This is a genomic window from Veillonella parvula (assembly GCF_018366295.1).
GTDB lineage: Bacteria > Bacillota > Negativicutes > Veillonellales > Veillonellaceae > Veillonella > Veillonella parvula_P.
The window spans coordinates 269,349-291,128 of the sequence record NZ_JAGZIJ010000001.1 but is presented as its reverse complement, the minus strand read 5'-3'; the positions used below and the strand labels follow the sequence as shown (position 1 = coordinate 291,128).

Annotated in this window: 17 protein-coding genes and 1 other RNA gene; all 18 read left to right on the top strand. The window is 37.7% G+C overall.

Annotation, left to right across the window (positions count from 1 at the left end; genetic code table 11):
* The first annotated feature begins 2 nt into the window (after nucleotides 1–2).
* The 18 genes from KHY58_RS01415 (at nucleotide 3) to gatB (ending at nucleotide 21,763) form a co-directional block, all read left to right on the top strand.
* Nucleotides 3–536, top strand: a complete 534-nt coding sequence (locus KHY58_RS01415) for an NYN domain-containing protein (protein ID WP_004695995.1) — start codon at nucleotides 3–5, stop codon at nucleotides 534–536.
* 73 nt (nucleotides 537–609) lie between these two features.
* Nucleotides 610–1,284 carry an RNA polymerase sporulation sigma factor SigH gene (gene sigH, locus KHY58_RS01410; protein WP_004695993.1) on the top strand — a complete coding sequence of 225 codons (675 nt, stop codon included), beginning with the start codon at nucleotides 610–612 and terminating at the stop codon, nucleotides 1,282–1,284.
* Between the two features lie 5 nt (nucleotides 1,285–1,289).
* Entirely contained in the window at nucleotides 1,290–1,526 is a 237-nt protein-coding gene (gene secG / locus KHY58_RS01405) for a preprotein translocase subunit SecG (RefSeq protein WP_004695991.1), read from the top strand.
* A 58-nt stretch (nucleotides 1,527–1,584) separates the two neighbouring features.
* A complete protein-coding gene (gene rnr, locus KHY58_RS01400; protein ID WP_008714023.1) occupies nucleotides 1,585–3,948 on the top strand; it encodes a ribonuclease R in 2,364 nt (787 codons plus the stop codon).
* Nucleotides 3,949–3,956: 8 nt separating this feature from the next.
* Nucleotides 3,957–4,427, top strand: a complete 471-nt coding sequence (gene smpB / locus KHY58_RS01395) for an SsrA-binding protein SmpB (protein ID WP_004695987.1) — start codon at nucleotides 3,957–3,959, stop codon at nucleotides 4,425–4,427.
* Nucleotides 4,428–4,581: 154 nt separating this feature from the next.
* On the top strand, nucleotides 4,582–5,082 hold the full coding sequence (locus KHY58_RS01390; protein WP_004695986.1) for a hypothetical protein: 501 nt from the start codon (nucleotides 4,582–4,584) through the stop codon (nucleotides 5,080–5,082).
* A complete protein-coding gene (locus tag KHY58_RS01385) occupies nucleotides 5,082–5,810 on the top strand; it encodes a 6-carboxyhexanoate--CoA ligase (protein ID WP_004695984.1) in 729 nt (242 codons plus the stop codon). The genes KHY58_RS01390 and KHY58_RS01385 overlap by 1 nt, the downstream gene beginning before the upstream one ends.
* Nucleotides 5,811–5,814: 4 nt before the next feature.
* On the top strand, nucleotides 5,815–6,972 hold the full coding sequence (gene bioF, locus KHY58_RS01380; RefSeq protein ID WP_278471618.1) for an 8-amino-7-oxononanoate synthase: 1,158 nt from the start codon (nucleotides 5,815–5,817) through the stop codon (nucleotides 6,970–6,972).
* Between the two features lie 137 nt (nucleotides 6,973–7,109).
* Nucleotides 7,110–7,451, top strand: a transfer-messenger RNA (tmRNA) gene (gene ssrA / locus KHY58_RS01375).
* Nucleotides 7,452–7,612: 161 nt separating this feature from the next.
* A complete protein-coding gene (locus tag KHY58_RS01370; protein ID WP_278471616.1) occupies nucleotides 7,613–8,230 on the top strand; it encodes a Type 1 glutamine amidotransferase-like domain-containing protein in 618 nt (205 codons plus the stop codon).
* Between the two features lie 249 nt (nucleotides 8,231–8,479).
* Nucleotides 8,480–9,607 (top strand): efflux RND transporter periplasmic adaptor subunit, encoded by a 1,128-nt coding sequence (locus KHY58_RS01365; RefSeq protein WP_278471613.1) that lies wholly within the window; start codon nucleotides 8,480–8,482, stop codon nucleotides 9,605–9,607.
* 14 nt (nucleotides 9,608–9,621) lie between these two features.
* Nucleotides 9,622–12,804: an efflux RND transporter permease subunit gene (locus tag KHY58_RS01360; RefSeq protein ID WP_278471612.1), complete on the top strand. Its 3,183-nt coding sequence runs from the start codon at nucleotides 9,622–9,624 to the stop codon at nucleotides 12,802–12,804.
* Between the two features lie 155 nt (nucleotides 12,805–12,959).
* A complete protein-coding gene (locus KHY58_RS01355; RefSeq protein ID WP_012864426.1) occupies nucleotides 12,960–13,901 on the top strand; it encodes a manganese-dependent inorganic pyrophosphatase in 942 nt (313 codons plus the stop codon).
* A gap of 219 nt (nucleotides 13,902–14,120) precedes the next feature.
* The gene (pcrA, locus tag KHY58_RS01350) at nucleotides 14,121–16,310 is read left to right on the top strand and encodes a DNA helicase PcrA (RefSeq protein WP_004695971.1); all 2,190 of its coding nucleotides are present in this window, start codon (nucleotides 14,121–14,123) and stop codon (nucleotides 16,308–16,310) included.
* A gap of 81 nt (nucleotides 16,311–16,391) precedes the next feature.
* A complete protein-coding gene (ligA, locus tag KHY58_RS01345) occupies nucleotides 16,392–18,395 on the top strand; it encodes an NAD-dependent DNA ligase LigA (protein WP_012864425.1) in 2,004 nt (667 codons plus the stop codon).
* 160 nt (nucleotides 18,396–18,555) lie between these two features.
* Nucleotides 18,556–18,846, top strand: coding sequence for an Asp-tRNA(Asn)/Glu-tRNA(Gln) amidotransferase subunit GatC (gatC, locus tag KHY58_RS01340; protein ID WP_004695967.1), 291 nt, complete (start codon nucleotides 18,556–18,558; stop codon nucleotides 18,844–18,846).
* An 11-nt stretch (nucleotides 18,847–18,857) separates the two neighbouring features.
* Nucleotides 18,858–20,318, top strand: coding sequence for an Asp-tRNA(Asn)/Glu-tRNA(Gln) amidotransferase subunit GatA (gene gatA, locus KHY58_RS01335; RefSeq protein ID WP_278471610.1), 1,461 nt, complete (start codon nucleotides 18,858–18,860; stop codon nucleotides 20,316–20,318).
* Nucleotides 20,315–21,763, top strand: coding sequence for an Asp-tRNA(Asn)/Glu-tRNA(Gln) amidotransferase subunit GatB (gatB, locus tag KHY58_RS01330; RefSeq protein ID WP_101928315.1), 1,449 nt, complete (start codon nucleotides 20,315–20,317; stop codon nucleotides 21,761–21,763). The genes gatA and gatB overlap by 4 nt, the downstream gene beginning before the upstream one ends.
* Nucleotides 21,764–21,780 lie beyond the last annotated feature (17 nt).

Here is a 21,780-nt window from a genome sequence, read left to right as displayed (position 1 = left end):
CTATGCTAAAAGATATTTTAATTGTAGACGGCTATAATGTTATTTTTGCTTGGACTCATTTGAAAAAATTGGCTCATGAGTCTTTAGAACATGCGAGAATGGAGCTTCGAGATAGATTGTTGAACTATGGTAAATTTAAGGGTTACGAAGTAATCCTTGTATTTGATGGTAAGTATACAAAATCTGGAGGTTCCATTGAATCTATTACAAGTGGATTTATCGAAGTGTATACTGAGGATGGAGAAACGGCGGATTCCTTTATTGAACGAGAGGTATTTTTACGTAAAGGCAAATATACTAATGTATATGTTGTAACCTCCGATGGGGCAGAACAGAATCAAATTCTAGGCTCTGGCGGGTTGCGCATTCCTGCTCGTGAGTTGCAAAATATGATTCGTATAGCTAAGGAAGAAGAACGACTTCAATATGCTCATGAACATAGACGTGATCAATTTTCAGTGCGTCGTAATGAAGTGGGAGGTTTATTATCTCCTGAAGTTGCTGAAAAGCTTGAGAAATTGCGTCGAGGTCATTGATAGTTGAAAATCATATACCGTTCCAGTATAATAAATATATTGGTTTTTCTCGCTCAATTGTAAGGAGGAGCTTATGAAAATGATTCATACACGCAAGTCCGATTACAATTTCAAGGAAATGACCGATGAGCAAGTTGTGGTCATAGCTCAGGAAGAGCAAAATGAGTTTGCAATCGATTATATTGTTAATAAATATAAGAACTTTGTAAGAGCTAAGGCTCGCTCCTATTTTTTGGTAGGTGCCGACCGAGAGGATATCATCCAAGAAGGGATGATTGGACTCTATAAGGCGACGCGAGATTTTAAACATGATAAATTAGCGTCTTTTAGAGCTTTTGCAGAACTTTGTATAACTAGACAAATTATTACAGCTATTAAATCGGCTACAAGACAAAAACATGCGCCTTTGAACTCCTATATATCCTTAAATAAACCGGTGTATACAGAGGACTCTGAGCGTACATTGATTGAAATGCTATCTTCAACAAAGATTACAAATCCTGAAGACCTCATTATCAGTCAAGAGGAACTAGATGATATTGAGCACAATATTGGTCATATTTTAAGTGATCTCGAATGGGAAGTCTTGGAAGGATACCTTGATGGACGTTCCTATCAAGAAATGGCTGAGGTCACAGATCGTAGTGTTAAATCTATTGATAATGCGCTACAAAGGGTAAAACGTAAATTAGAGAAGTATTTAGAACATCGTGTATTGGGCTCGCATCGAGCATCACAGGAAGGATGACAGTCGTGACAAATTTCTTAATGATTGTAGAAGTAATCGTATCTATTTTATTAATTGTAGTAGTTGTTGCACAAAATAGCAAAAATGCAGGCATGGGCGGTGCTGTTTCTGGTGCGGCAGACTCTTCTTTTGGTGGTAAGCAACGCGGTTTAGATGCTTTCTTATCTAAATGTACGATTATATTGGGGATTATCTTTGCTGTGTTGAGCTTAGTGTTAGGGGCAATGATTAATCAATTCTAATGATGAAAGCCTGCTTTGCAGGCTTTTTCTTTTTTCATCCTAATAAGGGGGTGCAGACTTGAAGAAGAAGGTATTGGACTTTTATAAATCTATACAACCACATGCATACCATATTGAGGATGCAGCAATGGATAATCGTATTCGAGGTGGCAAAGATCTTGAAATGTTTATTCGATCTGCGAAAATGCTCGCCCGTGAAGGCGTATTAACTTCATCTCGACCAGATGTATACCGATATGAAGATCAACAGCATGAAGAATATGAAGGTATCTACAAAGGATATCGTAAATCTTATGGATTTGTTATTATGCTGGATGATGAAGATATTTATGTAGCAGAACAAAATAAAGGAACTGCTATGCATAATGATAAGGTACGTGTTCGTATTGTACCATCAGATTATACAAAACATAAACGTGAAGGCATCATCGTTGATGTTATTGAGCGTGCTAATGAAACCATAGTTGGTACTTACGACAGACAACAACACTTCGGCTTTGTTGTACCAGATGATGAACGTATTGGAACAGATATTTTTGTAGATTTAAAAGATACTTTAGATGCTCGGAGTGGAGCTAAGGTACTAGTAAAAATTACAAAATGGCCTGAAGGCAATAAAAAACCTGAAGGAATTATAACAGAAATTTTAGGTTATAAGGGGGATGTAGGCCTAGACATCAACTGTATTATGGCTAATCATAAGATTCCTTTTGCATTCCCTAAAGAGGTAATTGAGGCAAGTGAGAAGATAGATACTATTGTTCATGAAGATCCGAAGCGGTGGGATCTTAGAGCCTTACAAATGGTAACTATCGATGGAGAAGATGCAAAAGATCTTGACGATGCTGTAAGTGGTCGTAAATTACCAAATGGTAATTATGAGCTAGGCGTACACATTGCGGATGTTAGTCATTATGTTACTTCAGGCCAGCCTATTGACAATGAAGCATACAAGCGGGGGACTTCAGTTTACTTAGTGGACCGCGTAGTACCAATGTTACCAGAGGTATTATCGAATGGTATTTGTAGTTTAAATGCCCACGAAGATCGCTATGCTATGACGTGTATGATGGAAATTGATGATTCAGGTACAGTTGTTAATTATCGTATTCGTCCGTCTATTATCCATGTAGGACGTCGTTGCAGCTATAAAGAAGTTTATAAAGCGTTAGAGGAAAACATTGTTCCTGACGATTTAGTAGATTTTATTCCTATGCTTCGTGACTTAGCAGAAATTTCTAAGATTTTAAATCGTATGCGTCGTCGTAGAGGGGCATTAGACTTTGATTTTCCGGAATATAAGGTATTACTTGATCTCGATGGTACACCGTTGCGTATCGTAAAACGCGATCGAACTATGGCAGAGCGGCTTATCGAAGAATGTATGCTCATTGCTAATGAGACGGTAGCTACGCATTTAAAGGATACTCAACGTACATCGGTATATCGTATTCATGAACATCCTAGTGAAGAAAAATTGGATTTATTCCAAAAGGTATTACATTATTTAGGTCAAACTCTTGTCCTTAGTGCTGATGGTGTAACACCACGAGATTTCCAAAAAATCCTTGATGTAGTGAAGGGACAAGATATTGAGCAAGTGGCTCAAATTATGACCTTACGTTCTATGCAGCAAGCGAAATATAGCATTGAAAACGTCGGCCATTTTGGGTTAGCATCCACTTGCTATACGCATTTTACATCTCCCATTAGACGTTATCCGGATTTGATGGTACATCGACTTTTAAAAGCGGATATGCACTGGAAGGGTGGATACTCTAAACGAGATGTAGATGAAGCTTTCTTAGCTGGTGCTGTGGAACATTCTTCCATACAAGAACAAGTGGCAACCGAGGCAGAACGAGAAACTACTGATCTAAAGAAGACTCAATACATGGTTCCATTTGTAGGCGAAGTTTTTGAAGGCACTATTGCGAGCATAACCTCCTTTGGCATGTTCGTAGAGTTAGAGAATGGTATCGACGGTCTCGTGCATATTAGCATGATGAACGACGATTATTATTTCTTTGACGAAGAACATTTTGTTCTTGTTGGTAAGCGGACAGGTAAAACCTATCACTTAGGTGAAAAGGTTACTGTTACACTTGTAAAAGCCGATGTAGAAAAGAAACAAATCGATTTTGTTCTTGGTGAAGTAGATAATCTGATGGCTATCCAAGAACAATTGAGTAGTGGCTCTGACTATGCTACTAGTCGTGATGGTTTTGGAAATCTAAAGGGGCGAAAGTCATCCCGAAAAAACGGTAGAAAAACTTCTAAACGAGATGATTCAAAAGCTGGGCGTTCTAGATATGATGCTTTCAGTAAAAAATCTAAAAAAGGTAAATCGAGTCGCAAGAAGTCAAATAAAGCTACAAAACGTAGTCAATCTAAAAAATCTAAAAGTAAACGTAAACGATAGAGGAGAATATGGCAAAGAAATCTAGCCCATCGCTTATTGCTGACAATCGTAAGGCGCGTCATGATTTTCATATTCATGAAACCTATGAAGCTGGTATTGCTTTAACAGGAACTGAAATAAAGTCTATTCGTCAAGGTAAGCTTAATCTTAAGGACAGCTTTTGTCGTATAGATAAAGGGGAAATTTTATTGTATGGTGTACATATCAGTCCGTATGAACAAGGTAATCGTTTTAACCATGAACCGGAGCGGACACGCAAGTTATTGATGCATAAATCTGAAATCAATAAGTTACATGCTCAAGTTAAGGAAAAAGGATTTTCTTTAGTGCCGCTAAACTTTCATTTTAGTCACGGTTATGTAAAGGTTACTGTGGGTCTAGTAACTGGTAAGAAACTTTATGACAAGCGTCAAGATATGGCGGAACGTGATGCCAAGCGCGATATTGCTAAGCGAATTAAAGAGCAACAAAAATATTAAGAATTATAAGGAATCAAGTCGATATGGCTTGGTTCTTTTTGTATATTTGTTAACTATGTTATTTTTAGTGGTTGATAAAAATACAGTGAGAATTTATAATGTAAACAATAAGAGATGTTTGTAGTTGACATTTTCTAAGTAGAGGAGATACATTATGAATCAGAACATTCGGTACATTACAGAGGTTGCTATTTTAACTGCCATGATTACTGTATTAGGGGCTATTAAAATACCTAATGTCATTCCAGGTATAGAGTTTCAATTATCAGCCCCGTTGGCGGTAGCGATATGTGCCGTATTCGGATTTAAAAAGTATATTATAAGTGGTTGTTTATCTAGTCTAATAGGCTTAGCATTAGGTACTCAAACCATTTTAAATGTTATGATTGCTATGCAATTCCGGCTCATTGTGGGACTAATCCTTTGGATCTGCCATAATCACATGATAGGTATTATGGTTTCTGGTCCAATTGCATCTGCTTTAGCGCGATTATCTTTGTCTTTATACGTTGGTAAGGCTGCATTACCGATGATAGCTCTCGCAGTTCCAGGTATGATCTTTACAGTAATTATGGCACCAGTATTTGTGAAAGTATTCTATAAAATTCACAACCAAGTACCTCAAAGTAATGTAGTTAAAGGTAAGGTATCATAATGGACGAATTATATAGTGTGCGTATGCGCGCGGCTCAAGGTGGTCCCCATGAAAACGGGGGCCACCATATTTCTGGCGCAGAACGCATTGTGACCTTAAATCAAGTTGGATCTATTGCCCAGTCTTTAGCCGAACGAGCGCTGCATCATAGTAAGGGGACAGCTGATTTTATTAATATTACAGTGGACTTAATTCCTGCAGAAACAATTACATATATAGAATGTTTAAAGGTAAATGAACATTTGGCGAATACTGTTGCCGAGGCACATCAATTAGCTGTTGAACTTTTACAGGGCGCTGATATTAGTGAAACTGCTGTTAAACATGCTATTTTTCTATTAGAAGGTTTAGATTCATCTATGCGAGGTGCTATGTTGGTTGATGCAATTTCTGGTGAGCGCATAGATTCTGGTAACCGTGGTGTTCGCGTGAGTCATATGGACTCCTTTGACTCTGAAAAACTAGGGGAAAATGAACATATGAGAGAGGCCTTAGTATTGGCTTCTAAAGTGCAATCTGCAGAGGGGATTGTAGGTGAATTATGTTGGTCTGATGATCCTGATTACACAGTAGGCTATGTTGCTTGCAATGATATTTACCATCGAATTCCTAGCATGAAAGAATTTGGATCTAATCTAGGAGGGCGTGTATTTTTTGTTAAACCAAATACTGATGTGGACTGTGTAATCAAGTATTTGGAAAAAGCACCAGTACTTGTTCAGCGGTGATTGTATGTATAAATTCTTCCAAGAGCAATTAAATAATAAAATCAATAACCTAAATTTGCGTACATTAACGGAATATTGCCCTATAGACGCAGTACGTGTTAAAAGAAATGATAAAGAATATTTGATGATGGCGTCAAATAATTATTTAGGTCTTACTTTTGATGAACGTGTAATAGAGGGGGCCATTAAGGGAGCTCAACAATATGGTACTGGATCAGGTGGATCGCGTCTGGTATCCGGTACATTTCCCTTGTTTACAGATCTTGAAAGAGAACTAGCAAAATTTAAGAATACAGAAAAAGCTCTCGTCTTTAATACGGGTTACATGGCAAATGTAGGTACTATTTCTGCCATAGCAAATAAAAATATGACCATTTTTAGCGATGAATTAAACCATGCTAGTATTATTGATGGTTGTAGATTGAGTAAGGCTACTGTAAAAGCCTATAGTCACTGTGATGTAGAGGAGTTAAAGTTTTTACTTAAACAAGTAGATCGTAATGCACGTAAGCTCATTGTCACAGATGGGGTCTTTAGCATGGATGGCGATATAGCCCCATTAGATAAGCTTTACGAGGTTAGCCGTGAGTATAATGCTTTACTTATGGTAGACGATGCTCATGCGACGGGGACCATTGGTAGCGGTCATGGAACGGCTGCTTATTATGGTCTCGAGAAAGAAGTGGATATTCAGCTAGGTACATTGAGCAAATCGTTAGGTTCTGTTGGCGGCTATGTAGCTGCTAATAGCACCATCATTGATTATCTTGTGAATATGAGTCGTAGCTTTATATTCTCCACTGCATTATCTCCTGCTGACATAGGGGCAGCCCTGGCTGCGTTGCATATTCTTGAGTCTGATACATCTGTATTAGGACGTTTACAAGAGAACGTAAACTATATGGCTCTTCAATTGATTGCCATGGGAATTGAAGCGACCAATGAAACTCCAATTTTCCCAATATTAATCGGAAGTAATGAAGATACACTAGCAGTATCTGATTATCTATACAATGCTGGAATTATAGGTACAGCGATACGTCCGCCTACAGTTCCTGTTGGTGAAAGTAGAATTCGTTTAACCGTTACAGCTGCTCATAATAAAGAACAAATTGATTATGTGTGCCGGACATTGGATAAAGCTATCAAAGAATTGAATTAATTTTATGATTCTATATAATAGCTTCATTTGTAGTAGTGGATAAAGTAATCTAGAAGTTATAGATTTAACTGAATTATAAAGGCTCTATATAATTGACAGCTGTATTAAATGGGCTTATAATTATGAGACCGACGCACGGGGATGTAAAGGTTTCGACAGGGGTGCGTGTGGTATAGATAGCGAGTCGGCGTTCCATGAGGCCGTTAAACGGTGGGAAAACATTTAAACGCAGAAGAAAATTTTGCATTAGCTGCATAAGCTACGTCCCTCATACTTGTGCCTACCAAGTGTGAATGGACGTCAAACAGTAGGCTGGTCTAATTTAGTTGTTCATATGAATTAGGCGAGACAATATGAACTGGGGTTGTGTAGCTTGTCTGTGAGCGATAGCAACCCGAAATCTCAATCATAGACTGTGCTCGGAGAAGTCTATATGGCAACACTTTTGGACAGGGGTTCGACTCCCCTCATCTCCACCAACTAGAAAAGTACATTTTTATTAGAAATAATTCTGTACTTACAGATAAATTTATGATTATTCGGCTATAATAGATATAGAATAGCCGATTAAGTGGTTTTTCTATATTAAATTAATCTTGCCATTAATAAACAGTTATAAATTTGTGAGAGGTGATAGTTCATGGAAATGTTACTTATGTCATATTTAGCGGGAACAGAAAGTATAACAAAAAAATATCTTTCGAAAATGGATTCGAATAAGATAGTTTTTATTCCTACTGCTGGTAATGTTGAACCATATACTGGATATATTGATGAAGGTGTTGAGATGTTAAAGTCTTTAGGATATGAATTGGAAATTATTGATATTTCTAAATATGATGAAGATTATTTAAAGAATAAACTTTCAAAGACTGAATGTATCTGTATATCTGGTGGTAACACATTTTATCTATTACAAGAGCTGAAAAAGAAAAATCTTATAGGCCTACTTTATGAAAGAATCAAAGAAGGCTTATTTTATATTGGTGAATCTGCTGGAGCGATTATTATGTCCGAAAATATTGAATATAGTCAGATGATGGATGATAAAAGCATAGCATCTGAACTAGATGATTATACGGGTGTAAATGTATTTGAACATTATGTTTTACCTCATATAGGGGAATATCCATTTGAAGAATCCACCCAGAAGATACTAGAAAACTATCAAGATAAGATATCATTAGTGGCGATAAATAATAGTGAAGCGATTTTAGTGAATGATAGTGGCTATACTGTAGTATGTGAAAGTAGATAAAGTAAACTAATTAGTTATAATTTTATATTTTTTATCTAACAGTGTTCAAATTACAAATTTAAAGTCAATGGTTTTTATCATTTTTATTGTATACAATGTTTGCGAGTTTAATCAGATTTTATCTGTGTTTAACAATGGTTGAAAGGTATCGGAAAAATTGACTTTATCTATATAATCCTGTAAAATATATAAAGATATTTATGAAATTATGTGACATGAATGATTCGTTTCTGAAAAGGAGTACAGATAATGAAGTATCGTTATTCCCGTATGTTAGCAGCTCTCGTAATGTCTGCTGTGATGATTGCAGGGTGTGGCAACAATCAACAGCAAGCTGGTGAGATTAATGTTAATACATATAAACTTACAGCAAGTGATACACAAGTTGATCAAACATTTGCTGGCACTGTAGTTGCGGAGAACTCTGTAGCTGTACATGCTCGTGTAAGTGGTTATATTGTTGAGAAGTTTGTAAAAGGTGGGGAACAAGTAGTAGCGGGACAACCATTATATCGAATTGATTCTCGTCAATATGAAGCGAGTCTTGCTAATGCAGAAGCACAAGCCGCTCAAGCTAATGCAAACTTGAAAAATGCTGAAGTAGATCTTCAACGTTATGAAACTTTGGCATCACAAGATGCGATTGCTCAACAACGTGTAGATACGCAACGTAGTGCTACAGAGCAAGCTAAGGCTACTTATGAAGCGTATGAAGCATCCGTGAAAATTGCTCAAGATAATATGGGGGATACCATGGTATATGCACCATATTCTGGTACATTACGCATGGATGACGTAGATACAGGCACTTATGTTCAGGCTGGCTCTACTACATTGGTTACAATCGATTCTATTGATCCAATCTTCGTTGAGTTTAGTATGACTGAGCAAGAATATCTTGATTTTATGAAGAATCCTACAACGGATGATTCTAATGGTCCAAATATTCAATTAAAACTTGCTAATGGCGAAACATATAATGAACTTGGTTCTATCGTGCAAGCGGCTAAGAGTTTAGATCAATCTACGGGTAAGCTTGTATTGAAAGCGTCCTTCCCAAATCCTAATCATTTATTATTACCTAATATGTATGCTACTGTTGTTTCTCCTGGTGAAAAGCTTAAAAATGCAATCCTTGTACCAAGTCGTGCAATTTTACAAATCATGGACAAAAACTTTGTTTATGTTGTAAATGCAGCTGGTGTAGTAGAACAAAAGACAGTAGAGATTGGTGGTACTAAAGGTAATGAAACGATCATTAAATCTGGTTTGGCTGCTGGTGATACAATCATCGTTGACGGCTTAACTAAGGTGAAAAATGGCGTAAAAGTAAATGGCAAACTACTAACTAAAGAACAGTTGAAAGCTACAAAATAAAAGGAGGATAGATCGTGTCGAAATTCTTTATTAATCGACCTATCTTTGCCATCGTAATAGCCATTGTTATCACGTTGGTAGGGCTTATCTCTATGATGAACCTTCCGGTAGCTCGATATCCACAAATTTCTCCACCTACAGTTCAAGTTAATACTGCTTATACTGGTGCAACTGCTCAAGTTGTTAATGATACAGTAGCCAGTGTTATTGAAACGCAGATTGTAGGCGTACAAGATATGGACTATATGACATCTAATAGTTCCAGTAACGGTAGCTATTCGTTGACTGTTCAGTTCAATCAAGGTACAGATGCTGATATGGATGCGGTTAATACGCAAAACCGTGTTCAAGCAGCACTTGCACAATTGCCTTCAGAGGTACAGGCTGTAGGTGTTACAACTACTAAATCTTCTGGTGATATGGCACTTATATTCTCTTTGAGTTCACCAAATGGCACATATGATGCAACATTCTTAAAGAACTATGGTACCAATTATATGATGGATACAATCAAATCCATTAAGGGTGTTGGTTCTGTACAGGAGTTCGGCTCTGATTATTCTATGCGCATTTGGTTGGATCCTGCGAAGATGCAAAAACTTGGTGTTACTATCTCTGAAGTTACGGCGGCTATAAAAGGTCAAAACTTACAAGCCGCAGCAGGTACAGTAGGGAAAAACCCTACAAATGGTGAACAAGCCTTTCAATATCCTATCAAAATTGATGGACGTCTCGTAACACCTGAACAATTTGGCAATATTGCTATTAAAAGCACTAATGGTAAGGTATTACATCTAAAAGATGTCTCCCGTATTCAAATTGGGGCTGAAGGGTATGACTTCATCGCAAAATCTGCTCATAAAGAGGTTGCCGGTTTTGCTATTTCCCTACAAAATGATGCTAATGCATTAGAAACAATTGCTAATGTTAAGAAGGTTCTAGATGAGCAATCTAAATCCTTCCCACCAGATATGCAATATAACGTAGTTGTAGATAATACTAAATTCGTAAGTGCATCTATTAATGAGGTTGAGCATACATTTGTAGAGGCATTGCTCCTTGTTTTAGTTGTAGTATATGTCTTCTTACAATCTTGGCGATCCACAATCATTCCTATGATTGCTGTGCCAGTATCTTTGCTTGGCACATTTGGTGCTTTTGTTTTATTAGATTTCTCTATTAACACTTTGACGCTTTTTGCCATGGTTTTGGCTATCGGCCTTGTTGTTGATGATGCTATCGTAGTGGTAGAGGCTGTTGAATATGAGTTAAAATATAATGGTTTACCTCCAAAAGAGGCGGCTATTAAAGCAATGGAAAATGTGCAAGGACCAGTAATTGGTATTGCCTTTGTATTGACTGCTGTATTTGTACCAGTTGCTTTCATGGGTGGTATGACAGGCATCCTTTACAAACAGTTCGCATTAACGATTGCTGTTTCCGTTGTAATTTCAGCTATTATTGCACTTGTGTTGACACCAGCATTATGTGCTACCATGTTGAAACCACATATATCTAAAAATCGTGAAGATTGGTTACATCGCCAATTAAATAAGTTTAATGTTGCTTTAGAACGATTCAGTAATTGGTATGGCATCCAATTAGCGCGTTTAAGCCATCGTTTAAGTTTAATTGTTATTACATTGCTAGTATTTGCAGGTGGTACAGCCTTAGTATTCCACTTCTTACCAACTTCTTTCGTACCAGCTGAAGATAGTGGTTACTACATGATTGCTATTAATGAGCCACCTGGTGCTACATCTGAACGGACTATGGCTACACTTGAAAAAATTGCATCTTTCTTGGAAGAAAAAAATGATCCTGAAAAACCTAAGGATGAACAATTATTCCAAGAAGTATTTACTGTCGCTGGTTTTGACCTTTTAGGTGGTGGTCAAAAGTCTAGTGCTGGTGTAATTTTTGCTACTATGTCTGACTGGAAATATCGTACTACTGCTGCAACTTCTATTAATGCAATGGTTGGTCAAACCTTTGGTTTTGCCGCTCAAGGTGTACCAGAAGCAACTGTAATTGCTATGAATCCACCATCCATTCCTGGTTTGGGTACAACTGGTGGTTTTAGTATGTACATCATCAATAAAGCTGGCGATAGTCCACAAGTTATGGCTGATCGTACTAATGAATTTATTGCGGAAGCTCGTAAGAGCCCAGCAATTCAATCCATTTATACTACTTTTGATACATCTACGCCGACATTACAATTTGATGTAAATCGTGAAAAAGCGGCTCAAGATGGTGTAGTATTAGCTGATATCTTTACCACTTTGCAAGGGTTCTACGGTAGTATTCAAGTTAACGACTTTACTACTTATGGTAAAAACTATAAGGTTGTAGTCCAAGCGGAAGACGCATATCGTCAAAATGCAGATCAGCTTAATATGTTAGCTGTTAGAAATAGTAATGGCCAAATGGTACCTGTTTCTAACTATATTACAAAGGAACAAACGGGTACACCATCTAGCATTACTCGCTTTGATAATGCGATGGCCGTACAAATTGGTGGTTCTCAAGCTAGAGGATATTCCTCTGGTGATGCTATCAATGCATTAAAAGAGGCCGCCGCTAAAACATTACCTGCTGGTTATACATATGATTGGGCAGGGCAATCTCGTGAAGAGTTAAAAGCCGGTTCTCAAACTATGTTGATTCTAGGTTTAGGGCTTGTCTTTGTATTCTTAATCTTGGCTGCCTTATATGAGTCTTGGAAGGTTCCATTTGCCGTATTGTTCTCCGTACCATCTGGTATGATTGGTGCTTCTTTAGTACCATTCTTATTGAACTTCACAGGCAGATATTTCTTAGCAAATGATATTTATATGCAGATCGGTCTCTTAACCTTGGTTGGCTTGGCTGCGAAAAATGCGATTTTGATTATCGAGTATGCTAAGATTCGCGTTGACGAGCGTGGTATGAATGTTGTTGATGCTGCTATCGAAGCTGCAAAAATTCGTTTGCGTCCAATTTTGATGACATCCTTTGCATTTATCCTTGGTGTATTACCATTGGCAGTATCTAGTGGTGCTGGTTCTGGTGCACGTACTTCTATGGGTATTACTGTAGTAGCAGGGATGACAACAGCTACATTGTTTGGTATCTTTATCATCCCAATGTTGTTTATCATCATTGAAACAATTGGACCTGGTTTGTTTACAAACCGCAAAAAGAATCACGACTAATCATTTATATTAGATAATTTTATAGAATGTTAAAAACACGTCACTACTTAGTAGTGGCGTGTTTTTTTGTATGATTTATGATATAATGATATAGTTAAAAATCGGATTGACGTAAGTCGATATTAAGTATGAAATTAATATAAAAGAGGTATATTATGAGTGATGTAAAAACATATGTAGCAGGTCATAAAAGCCCTGATACTGATTCAATTTGTTCTGCTATTTCCTTTGCTAACTTACTAACACAAATGGGGACACCAGCAACTCCAGTCTGTGCAGGTGAAGCTAACAAAGAAACAACATATATTTTGAACCATTTTGGCTTTGCTCACCCTCAAGTTGTTAAAAATTGGGAAGAGTTTGCTCCAGAAGGCGGTAATTTGTATTTAACAGACCATAACGAATCCAAACAAATAATTGATGGCTATAAATCCATGAATATGTGTGGTGTTGTCGATCATCACCGCATTGGTGACTTCGAAACTGATGGACCTGTATTCATGCGTTTAGAACCTGTAGGTTGCTCTAATACAATCATTACTAAGTTGTACATGGAGAATAATCAAGAAATTCCTAAAGGCGTTGCAGGCTTGATGTTATCTGCTATCATTTCTGATACTGTGTTATTCCGTTCTCCAACATGTACAGAAACAGATAAAGAAATGGCTCATAAATTAGCTGAAATCGCTGGCGTAGATATTGAGTCCTATGGGCTAGATATGTTGAAAGCGGGAGCAGATATTTCTGATTTAACTAACGATGATATTGTTCGTACAGACATGAAAGAATTCTCTGAAGCAGGTAAGACTATTTCTATCGGTCAAATTTCTGTTATGGATACAACTGATATATTGGCTAAACAAGGTGAACTAGTACAAGCCTTAGAAGCGCTTCGCAATGCTAATAACTACGATGCATCTTACATCATGATTACAAATATTCTCGATGAGAGTACAACATTGTTGTTTAGTGGCGATGTAGAAGCTGTAGTTACTAAAGCATTTGAAAAAGAAATAAAAGATAATGGTGTATTCTTACCTAATACTATGTCTCGTAAAAAACAAATTGTACCACCAATTCTTGGTGCTATGAAATAGTATACAAACTAAAAAAGAACGTTGCTCGCAACGTTCTTCTTCTCTATTTATAGGGCTTCAAGTATATTGCATGAATATTTTAATTGCTATTATAAATGTGTTTATTTGCATATAATAATTTAGCTTTTAACTATACATACTTATTTCACAGATTTATAAAGATCATTTATGTATATTTGGAGTTTGTATTGCATAAGTAAGGGCAATAGGTGTGTTTCGATGAATTCATTATTAACAGGTTTAAATAAAGAACAACAACAAGCAGTCCAGCATACGGAAGGCCCTTTATTGATTTTAGCTGGTGCTGGATCTGGTAAAACAAAGGTCTTAACAGTTCGTATTGCACATTTATTGGCACAAGGTGTTAATCCTTATGAAATCTTGGCGATTACTTTCACCAATAAAGCGGCGAAAGAAATGAAAAGCCGTGTAGAAGGTCTTGTAGGCGATGTGGCAAATCGTATTTGGCTCAGTACATTCCACAGCTTTTGTGCTAAGTTTTTACGTTTTGAAATAGATAGTTTCTTAGGGTATAACAGCAATTTTACTATCTATGACACATCTGACTCTCAAGCTGTTATTAAGGCCGCATTGAAAGCGTTAAATTTGGATGATAAATACTATCCTGTAGGGGCTATGATTGCTGCCATATCAGATGCTAAGAATAAATTACTTTTTGCTTCTGATTTTAGAAAACAAGCACGAGACTTTTACCAACAAAAGGTAGCTGATGTTTATGAGTATTATGAGCGGGAGTTGCGCAAGAATAATGCATTAGATTTTGATGATCTATTATTAGTAGCCGTTAAATTATTACAGTCTAATGCAACTGTTCTTGATAAATATAGTCATCGTTTCCGTTATGTCATGATTGACGAGTATCAAGATACAAACCATGCACAATATTTATTGGCGAAATTATTAGCTTCACATTGGAAGAATATTGCCGTCGTGGGTGATGCTGATCAAAGTATTTACGCTTGGCGTGGCGCTGATATTCAAAATATCTTAGATTTTGAAAAGGACTATCCTAATTGTACATCTATTAAATTAGAGCAAAACTATCGTTCTACTAAGATTATTCTCGATGCAGCCAATGCTGTTATCGATAATAATGAAGGTCGCCCAGAGAAAAATCTTTGGACCGATAAAATAGAAGGCGCAAAAATTCAGCATTTTACGGCTCAATCCGAACATGAGGAAGCAGCTTTTATCGGTGACACAATCGCTAAAAAACATGATATTCACGATGTTCCATATGGGGATATGGCCATTTTATATCGTACAAACGCCCAGTCTCGTGTCCTTGAAGAAGCACTTATTAAGCGGGCCTTACCCTATACGATGGTAGGGGGCACAAAGTTCTATGATCGTAAAGAAATCAAAGACGTTTTAGCTTATTTACGCGTATTATACAATCCCTTTGATGATTTGAGCTTATTGCGCATCATTAATGTGCCAAAACGGAGTATTGGGGCCACTACAGTTGCTAAACTACAAGACTATGCTCGTGAAAAAGGAACGTCTTTGTTTATGACGCTTACGCAGTTACACTTAATTGATTCTATCAAGGGAAAAACTAAAGAAAAGTTAGAAGAATTCGGTATTCTCATCTTTACTCTTGTTTCTGAAATGGAAGATAAAACTGTACTCGATATCTTAGAGTCTATTCTAGATAGAACAGGTTATTTGGCACAATTAGAAGAGAGTACAGACCCACAAGATCAAGCTCGTGCTGAGAATATTGGTGAGCTTTTATCTGTGGCAAAAGACTTCCAAGATACAAATCCATCTGGTACTGTAGAGGACTTTTTAGAGCAAGTAGCACTTGTTAACGATGTAGACTCCTTCGAACAAGAAGAGGCTAAAGTGACATTGATGACATTACATGCTGCAAAGGGTTTGGAATTTCCTATCGTATTCTTATGTGGGTTGGAAGAAGGTTTATTCCCTCATAGTCGTACCTTGATGAACCCTGAAGAAATTGAAGAGGAACGTCGTCTTGCTTATGTAGGTATTACGCGTGCTGAAAAGGAATTATATATTTCTAATGCCACTACTAGAACCGTATTTGGCCGTACTAGTAGTTATTTACCATCTCGATTTATCGATGAAATTCCCGAAGAATTAGTAGATGGCTTACGTGCTAAGCGTAAAGTGCCTGACGATATTAAACGTCATGTACCCCAACATATGAGTGTTACTAGCCGCCCTGTGACGAAGCCAATTGTTCGTAATGAAGTAATTGCCGACTGGAAGGTGGGCGATACGGCTATTCATAGTAAATGGGGTAATGGTAAAGTAATCAACGTAACTGGTGAAGGGGCGGGTATGAAATTGACTATCGAGTTCCCTACACAAGGTGTACGTGTCGTAATGGCAAAATTTGCGCCTGTTAAAAAGGGATGATTCGTCTAATTACGTTTATATTTAAATAGAAAACACATACAATCATATAACTAAATATATTTGTGTATAAAAGGGTGTAAAATGAATCCGAAAGATAGAATTAAAGAGTTGCAACAGGAGCTTACTCATGCGCAGTATTTATACTACGTAAAAGATGCTCCTACTATGAGCGACTTTGAATATGATAAAAAATATCGTGAGCTTGTGGATTTAGAAACAGCTCATCCTGAATATATTGTGCCATCTTCTCCAACACAACGGGTCGGTATGAAGGTAGAAGGCTCTTTTGAAAAGGTCGTTCATGGACGTCCTATGTTAAGCCTCAGTAATGTATTTAATGCTGATGAAGTACGAGCATTTGGAAATCGTGTAGAAAAGGAACTTGGCCATAAGCCATCTTCGTATGTTGTAGAACTAAAAATCGATGGCTTAGCGGTTAATTTACACTATGAAAATGGTATGTTTGTCCGTGCTGTTACGCGTGGTGATGGTCGCGTTGGTGAAGATGTAACAGCTAATGTACGTACCATTAAATCTATTCCATTATTTTTAGATAATGCGCCTGAGTTTATTGAAGTTCGTGGTGAAGCGTATATGCCTCATAGTGAATTTAAACGTATTAATGAAGAACGTGATGAAGAAGGTCTCCCGACCTTCGTAAATCCTCGCAATGCTGCAGCAGGTTCCTTACGACAACAAGACCCAGCTATTACTGCTAACCGGAATCTTGCATTTTTCGCATATGCTATAGGTTCTGAAGTGGGAGCCAATATTCATAGCCAAGAGGAATTGCTTAAGAGCTTAGAGAACTTTAAGTTCTCTGTAAATCCTCATTATCGTGTATGTAAAACAATTGATGAAGTAATTGAAGCCATTGATTATTGGGGTGATAAACGCCATGAACTTCCATATGATACAGATGGAATGGTTATTAAGGTAAATAACTTTGATGATCAAGAGGTTCTTGGTAGCACTGCAAAGGATCCTAAATGGGCCACTGCATACAAGTATCCACCGGAAGAAGTGGAAACAATCCTAAAAGATATTACAATTAATGTAGGCCGTACAGGTGTTCTAACACCTATTGGTGAGCTTGAATCCGTATTTGTATCTGGCACAAACGTAAGCCGTGTCACATTACACAACCAAGATTTCATCAATGAAAAAGACATCCGTATTGGTGACCACGTTATCATTCACAAGGCGGCGGAAATCATTCCAGAAGTTATCCGTGTTGTTCCTGAAAAGCGAAATGGCTCCGAAATTCCTTTTACAATTCCTAATACATGTCCTGTATGTGAATCTCCTGCAGTTCGTCGTGAAGGAGAAGCGGCAGTGCGATGTACGAATAAACATTGTCCAGCCATTGAAAAGGAACAAATTATCCACTTTGCCTCTCGTGATGCTATGAATATCGATGGCCTTGGTCCTAGTATCGTAGAAAATTTAATCAACAACAAGTTAATTACAAATGTGGTTGATTTATATCACTTAACTGTGGATCAACTTGTTACGATGGATCGTATGGGTAAAAAATCTGCAGAAAATTTGGTGAAGGCTATTAATGATTCTAAATCACGCGGTTTGGATCGAGTCTTATATGGTTTAGGAATCCGTTTAATTGGCTCCAAGGCTGCTACCACTATAGCTAATGTGGTCAAATCTATGGAACGGTTCATGACCATTACTAAGGATGAGCTAGTTGCAGTTGAAGAAATCGGGCCCACAATGGCAGATAGCATTATTGAATATCGTCAAGATCCATCACATGTGGCAATTATTGAAGGCTTAACTCAAGCAGGTCTTAAGATGACCGTAGATGTAGTAGAAGCTGCAGGCAATCAATTGGAAGGGGAAATTGTCGTTCTCACAGGCAAACTTGAGGTGATGGGACGCACTGAAGCGGGTAAAATCCTTGAAGCTCATGGGGCTAAGGTTACTGGTTCCGTTTCTAAGAAGACAACACTCGTCGTAGCTGGAGAAGATAGTGGTAGTAAACTCACTAAAGCAAATGAATTGGGTATTCGTGTGTTAAACGAAGAAGAGTTCGTAGAGCTATTAAAAGAACTCGGAGAAGATATTTAATTTTTGATGGGCCCCGTTTTATTAGCATTAATTAGTAAAAAAAGGAATTACTATACCTGATTGCTCCGTCCTACGTAAAGCCGCTGTACAGGTATAGTAATTCCTTTGAAAATAATACATCTATGCTTTATAATAAGTAATTATGAAAGGATGTGTTCCGATGAAAATCAGCCAAGAGGAAATAAAAAAAATCGCCTTGCTTTCACGTTTGGAAGTTAAAGAAGAACATATGGCACATGTAGAAAAAGAGTTGTCCGACATCTTGACCTATGTTGCTGAACTAGATGCATTAGAACTAGATGGTGTTGAACCAATGGCTCATGCTGTACCTTTACACAATGTATTTAGAGAGGATGAAAAGAAACCATCCCTTGATCATGAGTTAGCTTTATCCAATGCTCCAGAAGCAGAAGATGGGTACTTTAAAGTGCCTCGTGTTGTACAAGAATAGGAGATTTTGCTGTGTCGACAATTCATGAATTACATAAAAAACTTGTGAATAAAGAAATCAGTGCCGTTGAATTGACGAATGCTGTTATTGCTCATAAAGCTAAAGTGGAACCGACTGTGCATGCGTACTTGTTCGATTCTCATGACCGTGCTTTAACTATAGCTAAGGTTGTAGACGAAGCAATTGCTAAAGGTGAAGCGATTTCTCCATTAGCTGGTATTCCTGGTGCGATTAAAGATAATATTTGTATCAAAGACGAACCTGCAACTTGTGCGTCTAAGATGTTAGAAAACTTTGTGCCTCCATATAATGCATCTGTTATCGAGCGCTTACAAGATAATCATTATATTAGCCTTGGTAAACTTAATATGGATGAATTTGCTATGGGCGGCTCTACAGAGAATTCTGCATTAGCAAAAACGACTAATCCATGGAATATTGACTGTGTACCGGGTGGTTCTTCTGGTGGTAGTGCAGCTGCTGTTTCCAGTGGTTCTGCAATTTGGGCTCTCGGTTCTGATACAGGTGGCTCCATTCGTCAACCAGCCTCTTTCTGTGGCGTAGTAGGTTTAAAACCAACCTATGGTAATGTATCCCGTTACGGCCTTATTGCTTTTGCATCTTCTTTAGATCAAATCGGACCTGTTACACGGAATGTAACGGATGCTGCATTGGTATTGAATGCTATTTCTGGTTACGATGCAAAGGATTCTACATCGATTCCAGGTGCTCGTGTGGATTACACTACAGCTCTTGTAAATGATGTAAAAAATCTTAAAATTGGTGTGCCAAAAGAATTCTTTGGTGAAGGTCTTAATAGTGAAGTTCGCAAAGCTATGGAAGAGGCTATCGAAACATATAAAAAATTAGGTGCTGAAATCGTTGAGATTTCCTTGCCTAACTCTAAATATGCGTTGTCTGCATACTATATCATCGCATTGGCAGAGGCAAGCTCCAACTTGGCTCGTTATGACGGCGTAAGCTATGGTATGCGCGTACCTGCAGATAATCTAGTAGACATGTATACTAAAACTCGTACAGAAGGTTTTGGCCCTGAGGTACAACGCCGTATCTTGTTAGGTACTTATGTATTGAGCGCTGGTTACTATGATGCTTACTATTTGAAAGCATTAAAAGTCCGCCGCCTCATTAAAAATGAATTTGATGAAGCATTCTCCAAAGTGGATTTGATTTTAACACCAACGGCACCTAATACGTCTTATAAATTTGGTGAAAAAGCAAATGACCCATTGGCAATGTATTTAGAAGATATCTGTACGGTACCAGCAAACCTTGCAGGTATTCCAGGCATTAGCATTCCAGCAGGTATGAGCAACAGTAATTTGCCAATCGGCTTACAATTGCTTGGACCTGCTATGGGTGAAGAAACATTGTTACGTGCCGCTTTCACATTTGAACAAGCACGTCCAGACTGTCAATTAGTAGCACCAACTGGGGAGGTTTCTCTATGAGTAGTAAATACGAAACAGTCGTTGGTTTAGAGGTTCATACAGAGCTTAAGACTAAGTCTAAAATCTTCTGTGGTTGTACCACTGAATTTGGCGGTGATCAAAATACACATGTATGCCCAGTGTGCCTTGGCTTACCTGGTGCAATGCCTGTGTTAAATAAACAAGTAGTAGAATTTGCTATTAAAGTAGGTTTAGCATTGAATTGTGAAATCCTTAACTTTAACAAATTTGACCGTAAAAACTACTATTATCCTGATTTGCCTAAAAACTATCAAACATCTCAATATGATTTGCCAATTTGCTTAAATGGTCATTTAGATATTGAGGTTAATGGTGAAACTAAACGCATCGGTATTACCCGTATTCATATGGAAGAGGATGCAGGTAAACTCGTCCATAGTGGCAACACTATTTCCGACTCTAAATCTTCTAATGTTGACTACAATCGTACGGGTGTACCTCTTCTTGAAATCGTATCTGAACCAGATATTCGTTCCGGTGCAGAAGCGAGAGCATACGTTGAAAAATTACGTTCTATTTTGCAATATTTAGAAGTATCTGACGGTCGTATGGAAGAGGGTTCTTTGCGTGGTGACTGTAACGTATCCGTACGTTTACGTGGCACTACAGAATTTGGTACACGTACAGAAACTAAAAATGTTAACTCTTTAACTGCAATCCAAAAAGTTGTTGAATATGAAGCATTGCGCCAAGCTAAGTTAATCGAAGCTGGCGGTACTGTAGATCAAGAAACACGTACTTGGGATGATGCACAAGGTATCACTCTTGGTATGCGTAAAAAAGACGAAGAAAACGATTACCGTTACTTCCCAGAACCAGATTTGGTACCAATCGTAATTACAGATGAAAAAATCGAAGAAGTACGTCGTGCACTGCCAGAATTACAAGATGCTAAGATTGAACGTTTTGTATCTGAATATGGCTTGTCTCGTGAAGATGCAACTATTCTTACTGTATCCCGTAAAACAGCGGACTTCTTAGATGCTACTGTAAAAGCAGGTGCAGATCCTAAGACTGTTGCTAACTGGATGCTTGGTGACTTGTCCAAGATGATTAATGAAAGCGGTTTAACATTTGCTGAATCCAAGGTAAGTCCTGAAAACTTGGCTGGTATGATTGCCCTAATCGACAAAGGTACAATTTCGGGTAAAATTGCGAAAAAAGTTATCGTATCCATGTGGGAATCCGGCAAGGATGCTGATACTATTGTAAAAGAGGAAGGTCTAGTTCAAATCACAGATACTGGTGCTATTGAAGAAATTGTTAAGCAAGTTATTGCTAATAATCCACAACCAGTAGCAGACTTCAAGAGTGGTAATGGTAAGGCTATAGGCTTCTTAGTTGGTCAAGTTATGAAGGAATCCAAAGGCCGAGCTAATCCTGGAATGGTAAATGAATTACTTAAAAAATTCTTAAATGACTGATATGAGTGTTAACATAT

Coding starts and splice junctions, on each gene's coding strand:
- KHY58_RS01415 (WP_004695995.1), top strand. CDS start 3: ATGCTAAAAGATATTTTAATTGTAGACGGCTATAATGTTATTTTTGCT.
- sigH (WP_004695993.1), top strand. CDS start 610: ATGAAAATGATTCATACACGCAAGTCCGATTACAATTTCAAGGAAATG.
- smpB (WP_004695987.1), top strand. CDS start 3,957: ATGGCAAAGAAATCTAGCCCATCGCTTATTGCTGACAATCGTAAGGCG.
- KHY58_RS01390 (WP_004695986.1), top strand. CDS start 4,582: ATGAATCAGAACATTCGGTACATTACAGAGGTTGCTATTTTAACTGCC.
- KHY58_RS01385 (WP_004695984.1), top strand. CDS start 5,082: ATGGACGAATTATATAGTGTGCGTATGCGCGCGGCTCAAGGTGGTCCC.
- bioF (WP_278471618.1), top strand. CDS start 5,815: ATGTATAAATTCTTCCAAGAGCAATTAAATAATAAAATCAATAACCTA.
- KHY58_RS01370 (WP_278471616.1), top strand. CDS start 7,613: ATGGAAATGTTACTTATGTCATATTTAGCGGGAACAGAAAGTATAACA.
- KHY58_RS01365 (WP_278471613.1), top strand. CDS start 8,480: ATGAAGTATCGTTATTCCCGTATGTTAGCAGCTCTCGTAATGTCTGCT.
- KHY58_RS01355 (WP_012864426.1), top strand. CDS start 12,960: ATGAGTGATGTAAAAACATATGTAGCAGGTCATAAAAGCCCTGATACT.
- pcrA (WP_004695971.1), top strand. CDS start 14,121: ATGAATTCATTATTAACAGGTTTAAATAAAGAACAACAACAAGCAGTC.
- ligA (WP_012864425.1), top strand. CDS start 16,392: ATGAATCCGAAAGATAGAATTAAAGAGTTGCAACAGGAGCTTACTCAT.
- gatC (WP_004695967.1), top strand. CDS start 18,556: ATGAAAATCAGCCAAGAGGAAATAAAAAAAATCGCCTTGCTTTCACGT.
- gatB (WP_101928315.1), top strand. CDS start 20,315: ATGAGTAGTAAATACGAAACAGTCGTTGGTTTAGAGGTTCATACAGAG.